This window comes from Streptomyces sodiiphilus (assembly GCF_039529215.1).
GTDB classification, from domain to species: Bacteria; Actinomycetota; Actinomycetes; order Streptomycetales; family Streptomycetaceae; genus Streptomyces; species Streptomyces sodiiphilus.
Genome location: NZ_BAAAMJ010000015.1, coordinates 22736 through 35938 on the forward strand (window position 1 = coordinate 22736; position 13203 = coordinate 35938).

Below are 13203 nucleotides of genomic sequence, written 5' to 3' on the forward strand. Positions count from 1 at the left end.
CGGACCCCCTCCGGCGCCACCGCCATCCCGGGCCGCACCCGCGGCGCTCTCAGGCCCGCCCCGACCGGCCGTCAGCACCGGCTCGCGGCCCGCAGCCGCCGTCTGGAGGCGGCGGCTGCNNGGCGATGCTGGCCGGTCTGGTCGCCCTGCAGGTCGTACCCGGGCCGGGGGACGGCGTCCGCGAGGCCCGGTCCTCCAGCAGCATCGCCGAGGGGGTCTCCCGGCCGCACGCCGTGGACGCCCCGGCGGCAGCGCCCGACTCCGGCTCCACCGCCGGTGCCGCGGAGGAGAGCTCCATATCCCTCCGGCCGATGGCGAAGATCGTCCCCCCGATGACCCGCTCCGAGCCGGTGCGCGTGCGGATCCCGCAACTGGGCACCGACGTCAGGGTCTTCGGCGCCGATCTGGAGCCCGACGGCGGCCCGCCCTCGCCGTCCGAGGAGAACGCCATGCGGGCCGCCTGGTACTCCGGCGGCGTCTCCCCCGGCGAACGCGGGACGGCGCTCCTCGTCGGGCACCTCGACACCTACGACGGGCCGGCCGCGTTCGCCGGCCTCGGTTCCCTCGAACCGGGACGGACGATCGAGATCGACCGCGCGGACGGCACCACGGCCACCTTCACGGTGGACTCCGTCGAGCAGTACCCGATCACCGATTTTCCCGACAAGCGGGTCTACGGATCCGTCGACACGCCGCAGCTGCGGCTGATCACCTGCGGCGGCCGGTGGACCAAGGACGGCGGCTACGACTCCAACATCGTCGCCTACGCCCGGCTCACCGGCTGACCAGCAGCGCGGACAGCCGCTCCGCGGCCGGCGACCCGGCCGTGACCGGTGCATAGTGACCCACCCCGGGCCAGCTCTCCAGGCGGGCCCCGGAGTGTTCCACGTACGCGGCGGACAGCTCGGGCGGTACCTGGGTGTCGTCCTCGCCGTGCACCAGCGTCACCGGCGCGGCGGGGACGGGCAGCCGCACCGGGTCGGGCCCCGGCAGCAGCCGCTCCAGGCGGCTGCTGCCGAGGAACTGTGCCACCGCGTGCCCGCCGGTCCCCAGCTCGGCCGCCCGGCCCAGATCGGCCACCGGCGCGACCGCCACGGTCCGGGCCACCCGCTGCGGAGCGCACGCCGCCGCCCACAGCGCGAGCTGACCGCCGGCCGAGTGCCCGGCCAGCACCACCGCGTCCTCCCCCGGGAGCGACCCGAGCGCGGCGGCCACATCCTCGAAGGTCTCCGGCCACCCCCCGCCGCCGCCCACCCTGCGGTACTCCACCAGTGCGACCGGCGTCCCCCGGCGCGCCAGCGCGGCGGCCAGCGGCGCCAGATGGGCCCGGTCATAGGCCTCCCGCCAGAATCCACCGTGCAGCAGCGCCAGGCGCGGCGGGCCCTCGCCGTACAGGTCGGTCACCTGCGAGGGGTGTGCGCCGTATCTCAGCGTGCGATCCGGCCGGGCCGGGGGCAGGGCGAGCAGGGCCTCCAGCTCGGCGGCGTCCCGCCCGGTCTCCCGCACCGGCCCGGCGGCCGGCGGCGCTTTCCCGTCGGCGCTCACGCCGGTGCCCGCAGCACCGCGCCCAGCTCGCGGGCCGCCCGCCAGGCGTCGGTGAAGGAGGTGTAGAGCGGGGTGAAGCCGAAACGCAGCACGTCCGGCTCCCGGAAGTCGCCCACCACCCCCCGCCGGATCAGCTCGGCCATCACCGCCGCGGCGTCCGCACAGCGCAGCGCGATCTGGCTGCCGCGTCGTCCGTGCGGGAGCGGCGTGGCACACACCACCGAGCCGGACGGCACGCACGCCTCGACACACTCCAGGAAGAAGTCGGTCAGCGCCAGACTCTTGGCGCGCACCTCCTCCACCCGGACGCCGTCCCAGACCTCCAGCGCCGCCTCCAGCGCGGCCATCGACAGGATGTCCGGGGTACCGACCCGGCCCCGCACGGCGCCGTCGGCCGGGGTGTAGCCGGCCTCCATCGCGAACGGCTCGGCGTGCGAGTTCCAGCCCGGCAGCGGCGAGTCGAAGGCGCCCTGGTGCGCGGCGGCGACATAGAGGTACGCCGGGGCGCCCGGCCCGCCGTTGAGGTACTTGTAGGTGCAGCCCACCGCGAAGTCCACGCCGTGCGCGTCCAGGCCGACGGGCAGCGCTCCCGCGCTGTGGCACAAGTCCCAGACCACCCGGGCACCCGCGGCGTGCACCGCAGCCGTGATCCCCGGCAGGTCGTGCAGCTCGCCGGTGCGGTAGTCCACGTGGTTGACCAGCACGGCCGCCGTGCGCGGTCCCGCCTCCCTGGCCACCGCCGCGGCCTCCACCGGGCGCAGCGTGCGGCCCGTCATCCGCGCCGCCGAGGCGGCGATGTAGCCGTCGGTCGGGAAGGTGGTGGCGTCGACCAGGATCTCGTCGCGCTCCCTGTCCGCGAGCCGGACGGCGCCGACCACGGCCTTGAGCACATTGACGCTGGTGGAGTCGCCCGCGACCACCTGCCCGGGGGCGGCGCCGATCAGCGGCGCGATGCGGTCCCCGACGCGCTCGGGCATGGTCCACCAGCCGGATTCGGTCCACGAGCGGATGCGCAGTTCGCCCCACTCGCGGCGGACCACCTCCGCGACCCGGCCGGGCACCGTCCGCGGCAGCGCGCCGAGCGAGTTGCCGTCGAGGTAGACGGTGTCGTCCAGGACGAAGTGCGCACGGCTGCCACGCAGCGGGTCGGCCGCGTCCAGCCGGGCGGCGCGCTCGTGAAGCTCTCCGCCGGCCTCCGGGCCGTCAGCGGCGTGAGTGCGTGCGGAGGTGTCAGACATGGCTGCGGGCCGTCCACAGCTCGGGGAAGACCTGCTTGCGGGCCCGCTTCTCCAGCCAGGACACGCCGGCCGAGCCACCGGTGCCGGTCTTGGCCCCCATCGCCCGCCGGGTGGCGGCCAGGTGGTCGTTGCGCCAGCGCCACACCAGTTCGGCGACCTCGGTCAGCGCCTCCCCGAGCTCGGTGAGCGGGTCGCCCTCGGAGTAGACGCGCTGCCAGACGGCCTCCACCGAAGGGTCCGGCTCGTAGCGCAGGGCCCGGTCCCGGTCGAGGACCTCACGGGGAATGTCCTCGCCGCAGCGGGCCAGGTAGGCCAGCACCTCGTCGTAGAGGCTGGGCTCGTGCAGGGCCTTCTCCAGCTCGTCGTGCACCCGCGGGGCGCCCCGGTGCGGCACCAGCATGGAGGCGGACTTCTCGCCGAGCAGGAACTCCATCCGCCGGTACATGGCCGACTGGAAGCCGGAGCCCTCGCCGAGCGCGGCCCGGTAGGAGTTGAACTCGCGGGGGGTGAGGTGGGCCAGCGGCTCCCAGGAGGCGTTCAGCGCGCTCAGCTCGTAGCAGGAGCGCCGCAGCGCCGCCAGCGCGGTGGGCAGGTCGTCCCTGCGCAGGGCTTCGGAGGCGGTGTGCCACTCGTGGACGATGACGGTGAACCACAGCTCCATGACCTGGGTGGTGACCAGGAAGGCCATCTCCCCCGGGTCGTCGGACAGCGGATGCTGGAGGTGGGTGAGGACGTCCGCCTGGATGTAGTCCTCGTACGGCGTGGTGCCCTGGAAGTCCAGGTGGGGCGCTTCGGGCTCCGGCTCGACGGGGTTCGGCATGGCTGGCTCCTTGCGTGGTCCGCCCGGGATCGCCGGGCTCAAGCGCAGAGTACTGTCCCCGGGCGCGGACGGCGCCCCGCAGGTCGCGGAGCGCCGTCCGTGCGGGCAGCGGCTGCTGCCGGGCCCCGGTCAGCCGAGGGTGTCCGCCGCGGTGGGCGAGCTGTCCCGCAGGAACGTCGTGCAGCGCTCGTACTCCGCCTCCTCGCCGATGGCCTGGGCGGCCCGGGCGAGGGCGTGCAGGGCGCGCAGGAAGCCGCGGTTCGGCTCGTGCTCGAACGGCACCGGGCCGTGCCCCTTCCAGCCGCTGCGGCGCAGCGCGTCGAGACCGCGGTGGTAGCCGGTGCGGGCGTAGGCGTAGGACTCGACCACCCGGCCGTCCGCGAAGGCGTCGTCGGCCAGCTGCGCCCAGACCAGGGACGAGGCCGGGTACCTGGCGGCCACCTCGGCGGGGTCCTTGCCCGCGGCGAGCAGCTCCCGCGGCTCGGGGTCGTCGGGCAGATGGGTCGGGGGCGGACCCCCGAGCAGGTTCTCGTGAATGGCCATGGTTCCCAGTCTGACAGGCGGCCGGGTCAGGCGAGCCGGGTGCCGGTGGAGCGCAGGTCGGCGCAGGCCTTGGTGACCCGCTCGGCCATCGACGCCTCGGCGGCCTTGCCCCAGCTGCGCGGGTCGTAGGTCTTCTTGTTGCCGACCTCGCCGTCGATCTTCAGCACGCCGTCGTAGTTGCGGAACATGTGGTCCGCGACGGGGCGGGTGAAGGCGTACTGGGTGTCGGTGTCGAGGTTCATCTTCACCACGCCGTTGTCCAGCGCGGTGGCGATCTCCTCCCGGGTGGAGCCGGAGCCGCCGTGGAAGACGAAGTCGAACGGGCTCTGCTTGCCGTACTTGGCGCCGACGCCCTCCTGGAGGTCCTTGAGGAGTTCGGGGCGGAGCACCACGTTGCCCGGCTTGTAGACGCCGTGCACGTTGCCGAAGGAGGCGGCCAGCAGGTAGCGGCCCTGCTCGCCCAGGCCGAGGGCCTCGGCGGTGCGCAGGGCGTCGTCGACCGTGGTGTAGAGCTCGTCGTTGATCTCGTGGCTGACGCCGTCCTCCTCGCCGCCGGTCGGGGTGATCTCGACCTCGAGGACGATCCGGGCGGCGGCGGCCTCGGCCAGCAGCTCCCGGGCGATGTCCAGGTTGTCCTTCAGCGTCTCCGCGGAGCCGTCCCACATGTGGGACTGGAACAGCGGGTTCTCGCCGCGGGAGACCCGCTCCCTGGAGAGGGCCAGCAGCGGCCGGACGTAGCCGTCCAGCTTCTCCTTGGGGCAGTGGTCGGTGTGCAGCGCGATGTTCACCGGGTACTTGCCGGCGACGATGTGCGCGAACTCGGCCAGTGCCACCGCGCCGGTGACCATGTCCTTGCTGTACTGGCCGCCCAGGAACTCGGCGCCGCCCGTGGAGATCTGCACGATGCCGTCGCTCTCCGCCTCGGCGAAGCCGCGCAGCGCCGCGTGGAGAGTCTGGGTCGAGGTGACGTTGATCGCGGGGTAGGCGAACTTACCGGCCTTCGCCCGGTCGAGCATCTGCTGGTAGACCTCGGGGGTTGCGATGGGCATCTGTCCGCTCCTCTTGGGGTGTGCGTGGTGTCCGGATCGGCTCAACGGAACGACGTCATCGTCGGCCCCATCCTCCCAGACCGGCCCGGATGCTCCGGCAGGCAGCGCCCCCGCGCCGCGGAACATCCGGGGCGCACCCGGACACGTCGGGCGTCCCGCCGGTCGCGGGTTTCACGTGAAACGGCGACGCTGGGTGATCACCGCAGGCCGGCCCGGCCGCCGGAACGGCCGGGCGCGCGACCGGACGGGTGACTCAGCCCAGGCCCAGTTCGCCGAGGCCGTAGGCCTGGAGGTAGCGCAGCCCGGCCTTCTCCACCGCCGGGGCACCGCCGCGCTCGACGAGAACGGCCACGGCAACCACCTCGGCGCCGGCCTCACGGGCCGCCTCGACCGCGGTGAGCGGGGATCCGCCGGTGGTGGAGGTGTCCTCCACCACCAGCACCCGGCGCCCGGCGATGTCCGGCCCCTCGATCCTCCGCTGCATGCCGTGCTTCTTCTGCTCCTTGCGCACCACGAAGGCGTCCAGCGCCCGGCCGCGGGCCGCGGCCGCGTGCAGCATGGCGGTGGCCACCGGGTCGGCACCGAGCGTGAGCCCGCCGACCGCGTCGTAGTCCAGGTCCGCGGTGGCGTCCAGCATCACCTGGCCGACCAGAGGAGCGGCCAGGCCGTCCAGGGTGACCCGGCGCAGGTCGATGTAGTAGTCGGCCTCCAGCCCGGAGGAGAGTGTCACCCTGCCGTGAACCACGGCCTTGTCCTTGATCTGCCGCAGCAGCTCGTCGCGCACGCTCATGGCTGCGACACTACGACACGTCCGGCCGGCGCCAGGTCCAGCGGCTGCTGATCTCCAGCGGGTCGATGGGCGTCACCAGCCGGGGGTGGGTGTTCAGACCGTTCGGCGGGCCGGACTGCGGCTCCACGCAGACCGCCTCGGGCTGCTCGTCGTAGATGACGACCCACTCCGAGCGGCTGCTGACCGTCAGCTCCAGCTCCCCGGGCCAGGTGAGGGTGGCCGAGACGCCCTCGGGCATGTGGAAACAGTCGTCCCACGGTCCCGGGCGGGGCTCGACGCGCCGGCCGGTGGGCAGCTTGTCCGGTCCGCGCTCGGCCTGCCAGGCGGCGGAGAAGCCGATGACGGCCTCCGGGCCACCGGGACGGAGAGTGCGCAGGAACCAGGGGTGCCAGCCGGCCTGGGCGGGGAAGGAGTCGCCCGTGGTCTCCACACCCAGGGTGAGATCCAGCCCGCTGCCGTCCTCGGCCAGCTCCACGAGCTGGGTCACCCGCCCCTCGTACGGCCAGGGGTCGGCCAGGTCGCAGGTGAAGACGGCGGAGGTGGCGTCGGCGCGCGCCGTGCGCCACTCCCGGCGCCGGACGGTGCCGTGGATGGCGTGGTCACCGGCGTCCTGGGGCAGCCGGTGCTCCCGCACGCCGTTCCGGAACCTCCCGTAGCCCGTACGGCCGCACCAGGGGGCCATCACGAAGGAGCCGAACCTCTCGCCCTGCCGGAGCAGCTCGGTGCCGCCGATGCGGAGGGAGGCGAGCCGGGCGCCCTGGTCCGGACGGACGGTCAGCTCGACGTCGGCGGCGCGGAGCAGCACACCGCGGTCTGTGTCATGAATGGTCACCCCTCGACGATAACGAGACCGGCCGGGGCGCACCGGCGCTTCCGCCCTCAGGAGCGCCGGCGGAGCGCCCGGCCGACCGCGACCGCACAGACCAGGGCGAGAGCCGCCGCCGGGGCGGCCCAGCGCAGCACGTCGGTGCCCGAGGGTGAACCGCCCGGGCCGGGCTCCGGCGCGTACCGCCCGCGCGGCGGGGCGTGGTCCACCTCCTCGGCGCTGCGTCCGATCATGGTGCGGCGGGCGACACCGGCCTCCGGGGTGCCGGGCGGGCCGGCGGCCGGCGGGGCGCCGACGAGGTCCTCCTCGGCCCGCGGTGCGGACTCGGGGCTTTCGGGGCCCTCGGGTGCCGGGCCCTCCTCGCGGGGAGGGCTGCCGGGAGTGCCGGACTCCTTCTCGGGTCCCCCGGGCGCGCCCGGGCCGGCCCCGCCGTCGGCCGGTGCGGTGTCGGGAGGGTTGTCCGGGGCCGGGATGCCGGGGATGGCGCGCTCGTTGTCCTCCGGTTCACCGATGCCGGCCGGCGGGGAGGGCTCGTCGGCGGATGCCTCGCCGGGCGGTGCGTCGCGGCCCAGGTCCCCGACGAGAGCCTCGGTGAACCGCTCCAGCAGCCGCCGGCCGGTGGCCTGCCGCTGCTCCGGTTCGAACCGCGCCAGCCTGCCGGTGGCTTCGACGGTCCCGGTGAAGGAGAGAGTGGTGCCGGAGCCGTCCGCCGTGGGACGGGGCACCACGGTGAGGGTGAGCCGCACGGTGCCTTCGCCGCGGGCCTCGCTCCCCTCTCCCTCGACGGTGAAGCCCTCGCCGTGGCCGCTGATCCCCAGTCCGCCGCGGTAGGTGATGGTGGAGCCGCCGATCCGCAGACGCAGCCGTCCGCCCGGAGCGGCCGGGTCCCCGTCCGGTGCCGGCTGAAGACCGGGAACGCAGCGGGCGACGCGCTCCGGATCGGTGAGCGCGGACCTCACGACAGCGGCGGAAAACGGGACATAGATCTCGTGCTCCATGCCCGGAGCCTACCCACTCGACGGCCCGGCGGCGCCAGGTGCGGCGCAAACGTCTCTGCACGGTGTCAGCGGTCCGCCGCCGGGCCGTCCGCCTCCACGGCCTGCCCGGTGGCACTCTCCAGCGGACTCACCCAGAAGGTGGCGGCCAGCAGCACCGCGACGACCGTGACGCCCGCGGCCAGCAGCACCCAGCGGGCGCGCCGGGTCAGGTCCCGCCGGAAGAGCCAGAGCACCACGGCCGCGCCGGCCAGGGTGTTGACCACGCCGGTCAGCAGGGCGGCGTTCAGCCGCCCCAGGAGCGGCAACAGGAGAAAGGGGAAGGCCAGGCCGCCGGTCAGCGCGCCGACGTAGTCGGCGGCGGACAGATCTGCCATCGCCCCCCCGGCGTCCTGCCGGCGGATGCGCTGGATGAGCGTCATCAGCAGCGGCATCTCCGCGCCGATGAGCACGCCCAGCAGAAGGGAGTAGCCGATCAGCACCGGGCGTGCCTCGCCGAACCAGAGGTACCCGGCGTACAGCACCATCGCCGAGCTGCCGCCCGCCAGCGCCAGCAGTGTCTCGATCATCCCGAAGCTGAACGAGGGGCTCCGGCGCAGCCGCTTGGCGGCCAGCGAGCCGATCCCCATGGCGAAGACCATCAGGGACAGGACGATGGAGGTCTGGGTGACGGTGTCGCCCACCAGGTAGTCGGCCAGGGCGATGAGCTGGAGTTCGTACACCAGCCCGCAGGCCGCGCAGACGAACACGGCGGCCAGCACCAGGGCGCGGCCGATGCCGGCCGGCACGGGCAGCCGGACGGAAGGTTCCTCCCCCGCGGGCGCGGACACCGGGGGAGCGGCCTCGGTGGAGTCGAGCATGTGCGGAACGCTACGTCACTCAGTGCGCATGAAGCGTCACCCGCCGGAGTGGTACACTGGGCGACGCGCCGCCTCCTGGGAGCCAACCGCCTTGCGCACCCGTGGAGTTGCGGCGGCGTCGCACCTGCCGCCGGCACGGGCGCCCGCGGGAGGGCGTCCGGGCAGGCCGATCCGGGTCCGGGTGGCGACGAGTTGGCGCTCCTGGGGGTAGGCGTGCCAGGTGCGCCAGTGGATCTGCTCCCCGCATCGCTGGGCGAGCAGGGCGGTGAAGGCGTGCGGATCGCCGGGGAAGGTGCCGACGAGACCGCTGGGATGGTCGGCGACCAGCGCCAGCAACTCCTGGGCCCGGCCCGCGAAGGAGCCGCCGCCGAGATGCTCTATTCGGGCCGCGAACTCGTACTCGAAGCGGTCGAGCCGCCGGGAGACGCCGAGCGGCAGTGGCGTGCTGCTGCCGGCCATGCAGGCCACTGTTTCGGAGAAGCTGCCTTCCGCCGCATCGAGGAACACCTGGTGCGAAGCACCGATGACCCGCAACTGTACATGATTCTCCCCCAGTTGCAGATCGAGCGCCGCCAGGGCCGGCAGCGGCTCCAGGTCGAGCGCCCAGGCCAGGTCGGCGGCCCTGGTGTCGGTATAGGCGGTCTGAAGAGTGGTGAGCATGGGTCGGCTCCTGCACGCACGCGGCGAAGGATGTGCCGGCCGCCCCCGGCGGGACGGAAGCGGCCGCGGCCGGGGGCGCCCGGGCCTGCTGAGCCCGGGCCGCGGATCCCGGAGGGAGGACCACCGTTCCACCTGACGCACCGCACTCACAGGGGTTTTGACCAACTTGCCATGGTTTCCCCCGGACGGGGGATGCACTAGGTCAGGTGTCCACCGGACGGCCGCCCGCAATACGAACAGTCGTGCACGCTGACCGCGCGCACCCCCCTGCGAATCGCTCCACCCGGTCCCGGTTTGTGTGGAATGTGGGTCACAACTCAGCTTGCTTCACATCTCGGCTGCACAACGGTCACTCGGGCGCACTTGTTCGGGCGCGGTGGAGTGAGGAAGCTCTCCGCAACTTCACACCCGAAGTCATCACACCGCGGAAGGCCCGAAGATGACCCGATTCGGCAAAACGTCGAAGCTGGTCGCGGCCTCGCTCGTGGGGGCCCTGGCCCTCACAGCGTGCAGCAGCGACAACGGCAACGACGATGGCGACTCCAAGGACAACGGCAGTGGCGACGGCCCCAGCGGCACCGTCACTCTGGCCTGGGGCCAGCCGTTCGACAGCTACAACAACACTACGGCCGGGGCGAACTCCTTCGCCAATGTCATCGTGCTGAACTGGGTGACCACCGGTTTCTGGCAGTTCGCCGGCGAGGACGGTCTGCTCACCCCGAACGAGGAGTTCGGCACCTACGAGCAGACCTCCGAGGACCCGCTGGTCGTCGAGTACACGATCAACGACGACGCGGTCTGGTCGGACGGCGAGTCGATCGACTGCGATGACTTCCTGCTGTGGTGGGCCCAGCAGAGCGGCAAGTCCCCGTTCTCCGTGATCGGCTCCGCCGGCATCGAGGACACCGCGGTGCCCGAGTGCGAGGCCGGCGACAAGCACTTCGTGCTGGAGTACGGCACCCCGTACGCCGACTGGGCGGCCAACGGCCCCAGCCACGGCAACACCACCATGATGCCGGCGCACGTGGTCGCCGACCAGGGCGGCATCTCCACCGACGAGCTGATCGAGGCCATCAAGTCCGAGGACTGGGACGCCCTCGAGGACGCCGCCGAGTTCTTCAACAACGGCTGGCTGATCGACGGCGGCCTGCCGGACGCCGAGCTCATCCCCTCCTCCGGCCCCTACCTGCTGGACTCCTACGAGGAGGGCCAGCACGTCACCCTGAAGTACAACGAGAACTACTGGGGTGAGGCGCCGGCGACGGAGACCATCGTCATCCGCCAGATCGCCGAGCCGGAGATGGCGCAGGCGCTGGAGAACGGCGAGGTCGACATCATCGCCCCGCAGCCGACCGTCGACATGGTCGAGCAGATCAACGCGCTGTCCGGCATCAACTCGCAGGTGGGCAACGGCTACACCTACGAGCACCTGGACTTCAACTTCAACGAGGGCCCGTTCTCGGACAACCTGGCGCTGCGTGAGGCGTTCGCCCTGTGCGTGCCGCGCCAGCTGATCGTGGACAACCTGATCAAGCCGGTCACCCCGGACGCCCCGGTCAAGCAGATCCGCAACATCGCGCCGTGGGACCCGGGCTTCGACGAGGCCAACGCCCACATCGCCGAGGAGCTCGAGCAGTACGGCGAGCAGGACATCGAGCGGGCCCGCGAGATCCTCGAGGAGGAGGACGCGGTCGGCACCACCATCAAGGTGCAGACGCTGGACAACCAGCGCCGCAACGACACCGGCGCCCTGATCAAGGACGCCTGTGACGAGGCCGGCTTCGACGTCGACTTCTCGGCCACCCCGGACTTCTTCGCGACCGACGGCGGCCTGTCCCAGGGCACCTTCGACGTGGCGATGTTCGGCTGGATCGGCTCCTCGCTGATCTCCGGCTGGAACTCCACCTTCAAGACCGTCGAGGAGTGCACCGCCGACGGCAAGGGCAACAACAACGGCTGCTACTCCAACCCGGAGGTCGACAAGCTGCTGCAGGAGGTGCTGGTCGAGGCCGACCAGGAGACCGCCCTGCAGATGGTCGCCGAGATCGAGAAGATCCTGTGGCAGGACCTGGCCACCATCCCGATCTTCCAGCACCCGAACATCACCGCCTGGGCCGAGAACGTCGAGAACATCGTTCCCAACCCCACGCAGACCGGCGTCGTCTGGAACATGCCGGAATGGAGCAAGAGCTGACGCACTGACCCGGCTCACCGGCCGGTGAGCCGAGTCCCGCAGCAGCACAACGCAACACCCTTGCGGGGCCGGGGGGCCTCACCCCCCGGCCCCGCGCTCTGCGTACTGCCCCGTTCCTCGCCTGTTCCTCTTCCTTGAATCTCAGGAGTCAGCGCCATGCTCGTCTTCATCGCGCGGCGGCTCTTCGTCTCGGTGTGGGTCTTCCTGGCCGCCTCCGTCGTGATGTTCAGCCTCGCCGCGAACGTGGGAGATCCCCTCGCCGACGCGAGACAGCTACCGGACGGTGATGCCCAGGCGCGTGCGATCGCCGACATCACCGAGCGGATGAACCTCGACAAACCCCTCGTCATCCGCTACTTCCTGTGGATGGGCGCCGCCCTTACCGGGGATCTCGGCGTCAATCGTCAGGGCCACAGCGTCAACGCCATGCTGGAGAACGCCATCGGCGCGACCCTCCAGCTGGTGACCGCCGCCACGGTGATCGCCATCGTGGTGGGCATCAGCATCGGCGTCATCTCCGCTCTGCGGCAGTACAGCGGCCTGGACCACACCGTCACCTTCGTCGCCTTCGTCTGCTTCTCCCTCCCGCTGTTCTGGGTCGGCACCCTGCTCAAGCAGTTCCTGGCCATCGACCTGAACAACTGGCTGCGGGACCCGGCCATCTCGCCCTTCTGGATCGGGCTGATCGCCTTGATCACCGGCCTGGCCTGCGGGTCGCTGGTGGTGGGCGACCGGCGGTCCCGGCTCACGGTCTTCGTGAGCACCACCGTCGCCATGGCGGTCCTGCTCACGGTGCTCTCGGCCACCAACTGGTTCGCCGACCCGGGCCTGGGCGTCATCGTCATCGCGCTCACCGCGCTCGCCGGCGCCCTGGCGTTCACCACGCTGGTGAGCGGGCTGGAGTGGAACAGTCCGCCGATGCGTGCCGCGCTCGTCGCGGCGGGCCTGGGCGTGGTGGCGCACTTCGCGCTCGACGCGGTGCTGCGCGACCCGAACTTCGCCACCATCATGCTGCTCGCGCTGATCACGGTCGGCATCTGCTACGCCGTCGGCTGGTTCGTCGGCGGCGAGCTGTACCGGCGGGCCGCCATACCCGCGGCGGTGCTCACCGGCCTCTTCACCGGCGCGGTGATCTTCACCGACCGGATGCTGCAGTCCTTCGCCTCCTACAGCGACTCGGTCAACAACCGGCCGATCTCCACCATCGGGGCGAGCACCCCCAACTACGAGGGCACCTTCTGGCAGAGCGGCCTGGACTCGTTCGGCCACCTGGCACTGCCCACGCTGGCCCTGGTCCTGGTGTCACTCGCTGTCTACACGCGTTACACGCGGGCGAGCATGCTGGAGGTGATGAACCAGGACTACGTGCGGACCGCACGGGCCAAGGGTCTCACCGAACGGGCCGTGATCACCCGGCACGCGCTGCGCAACGGGATGATCCCCATCACCACCCTGACCGCATACGACATCGGCACGCTGCTCGGCGGAGCCGTGGTGACCGAGGAGGTCTTCGGCTGGCGGGCCATGGGCGTCATGCTCATCACCGGCATCCGCGAGGGCGACCCCATGCCCATCATGGCGTTCTTCCTCGTCAGCGGTGGCGCGATCGTGGTGTTCAACATGGTCGCGGACATCGCTTACGCCTTCCTCGACCCCCGTATCCGGCTGTCCTGAAGGAGATTG

12 protein-coding genes and 1 pseudogene are annotated in these 13203 nt (G+C 72.1%); 3 read left to right on the forward strand and 10 right to left on the reverse strand.

Annotation, left to right across the window (positions count from 1 at the left end):
* The first annotated feature begins 125 nt into the window (after positions 1-125).
* Entirely contained in the window at positions 126-785 is a 660-nt protein-coding gene (locus ABD299_RS08630) for a class F sortase (protein ID WP_344260065.1), read from the forward strand.
* Here the strand turns inward: ABD299_RS08630 and ABD299_RS08635 are convergent.
* The 10 genes and pseudogenes from ABD299_RS08635 to ABD299_RS08680 form a co-directional block, all read right to left on the reverse strand.
* Entirely contained in the window at positions 775-1506 is a 732-nt protein-coding gene (locus tag ABD299_RS08635) for an alpha/beta fold hydrolase (RefSeq protein ID WP_425581293.1), read from the reverse strand. The genes ABD299_RS08630 and ABD299_RS08635 overlap by 11 nt on opposite strands.
* Before the next feature lie 35 nt (positions 1507-1541).
* A complete protein-coding gene (gene kynU, locus ABD299_RS08640; protein ID WP_344260069.1) occupies positions 1542-2783 on the reverse strand; it encodes a kynureninase in 1242 nt (413 codons plus the stop codon).
* Positions 2776-3603, reverse strand: coding sequence for a tryptophan 2,3-dioxygenase family protein (locus tag ABD299_RS08645; protein WP_344260071.1), 828 nt, complete (start codon positions 3601-3603; stop codon positions 2776-2778). The genes kynU and ABD299_RS08645 overlap by 8 nt, the downstream gene beginning before the upstream one ends.
* A gap of 129 nt (positions 3604-3732) precedes the next feature.
* Positions 3733-4146 (reverse strand): DUF3151 domain-containing protein, encoded by a 414-nt coding sequence (locus ABD299_RS08650; RefSeq protein WP_344260073.1) that lies wholly within the window; start codon positions 4144-4146, stop codon positions 3733-3735.
* Positions 4147-4172: 26 nt separating this feature from the next.
* On the reverse strand, positions 4173-5195 hold the full coding sequence (gene fbaA, locus ABD299_RS08655) for a class II fructose-bisphosphate aldolase (protein ID WP_344260075.1): 1023 nt from the start codon (positions 5193-5195) through the stop codon (positions 4173-4175).
* A 253-nt stretch (positions 5196-5448) separates the two neighbouring features.
* Positions 5449-5985 (reverse strand): orotate phosphoribosyltransferase, encoded by a 537-nt coding sequence (gene pyrE, locus ABD299_RS08660; protein ID WP_344260077.1) that lies wholly within the window; start codon positions 5983-5985, stop codon positions 5449-5451.
* A gap of 10 nt (positions 5986-5995) precedes the next feature.
* Entirely contained in the window at positions 5996-6817 is an 822-nt protein-coding gene (locus ABD299_RS08665) for an aldose epimerase family protein (protein WP_344260079.1), read from the reverse strand.
* Between the two features lie 47 nt (positions 6818-6864).
* Entirely contained in the window at positions 6865-7809 is a 945-nt protein-coding gene (locus ABD299_RS08670) for an SRPBCC domain-containing protein (RefSeq protein WP_344260081.1), read from the reverse strand.
* Between the two features lie 95 nt (positions 7810-7904).
* Positions 7905-8666: pseudogene (locus ABD299_RS08675) on the reverse strand (spermidine synthase); the annotation flags it as partial.
* Between the two features lie 36 nt (positions 8667-8702).
* The gene (locus ABD299_RS08680) at positions 8703-9326 is read right to left on the reverse strand and encodes a DUF2617 family protein (RefSeq protein ID WP_344260083.1); all 624 of its coding nucleotides are present in this window, start codon (positions 9324-9326) and stop codon (positions 8703-8705) included.
* A gap of 439 nt (positions 9327-9765) precedes the next feature.
* On the opposite strand from ABD299_RS08680, the gene ABD299_RS08685 reads away from it, so the two are divergent.
* On the forward strand, positions 9766-11520 hold the full coding sequence (locus ABD299_RS08685) for an ABC transporter family substrate-binding protein (RefSeq protein ID WP_344260085.1): 1755 nt from the start codon (positions 9766-9768) through the stop codon (positions 11518-11520).
* 156 nt (positions 11521-11676) lie between these two features.
* The gene (locus tag ABD299_RS08690; protein WP_344260087.1) at positions 11677-13194 is read left to right on the forward strand and encodes an ABC transporter permease; all 1518 of its coding nucleotides are present in this window, start codon (positions 11677-11679) and stop codon (positions 13192-13194) included.
* Positions 13195-13203 lie beyond the last annotated feature (9 nt).

Excerpts from the sequence above, each read along its gene's own strand:
- ABD299_RS08670 (WP_344260081.1), bottom strand. The coding sequence starts at position 7,809 with ATGGAGCACGAGATCTATGTCCCGTTTTCCGCCGCTGTCGTGAGGTCC.
- pyrE (WP_344260077.1), bottom strand. The coding sequence starts at position 5,985 with ATGAGCGTGCGCGACGAGCTGCTGCGGCAGATCAAGGACAAGGCCGTG.
- ABD299_RS08630 (WP_344260065.1), top strand. The coding sequence starts at position 126 with ATGCTGGCCGGTCTGGTCGCCCTGCAGGTCGTACCCGGGCCGGGGGAC.
- ABD299_RS08650 (WP_344260073.1), bottom strand. The coding sequence starts at position 4,146 with ATGGCCATTCACGAGAACCTGCTCGGGGGTCCGCCCCCGACCCATCTG.
- fbaA (WP_344260075.1), bottom strand. The coding sequence starts at position 5,195 with ATGCCCATCGCAACCCCCGAGGTCTACCAGCAGATGCTCGACCGGGCG.
- ABD299_RS08685 (WP_344260085.1), top strand. The coding sequence starts at position 9,766 with ATGACCCGATTCGGCAAAACGTCGAAGCTGGTCGCGGCCTCGCTCGTG.
- ABD299_RS08680 (WP_344260083.1), bottom strand. The coding sequence starts at position 9,326 with ATGCTCACCACTCTTCAGACCGCCTATACCGACACCAGGGCCGCCGAC.
- kynU (WP_344260069.1), bottom strand. The coding sequence starts at position 2,783 with ATGTCTGACACCTCCGCACGCACTCACGCCGCTGACGGCCCGGAGGCC.
- ABD299_RS08690 (WP_344260087.1), top strand. The coding sequence starts at position 11,677 with ATGCTCGTCTTCATCGCGCGGCGGCTCTTCGTCTCGGTGTGGGTCTTC.
- ABD299_RS08645 (WP_344260071.1), bottom strand. The coding sequence starts at position 3,603 with ATGCCGAACCCCGTCGAGCCGGAGCCCGAAGCGCCCCACCTGGACTTC.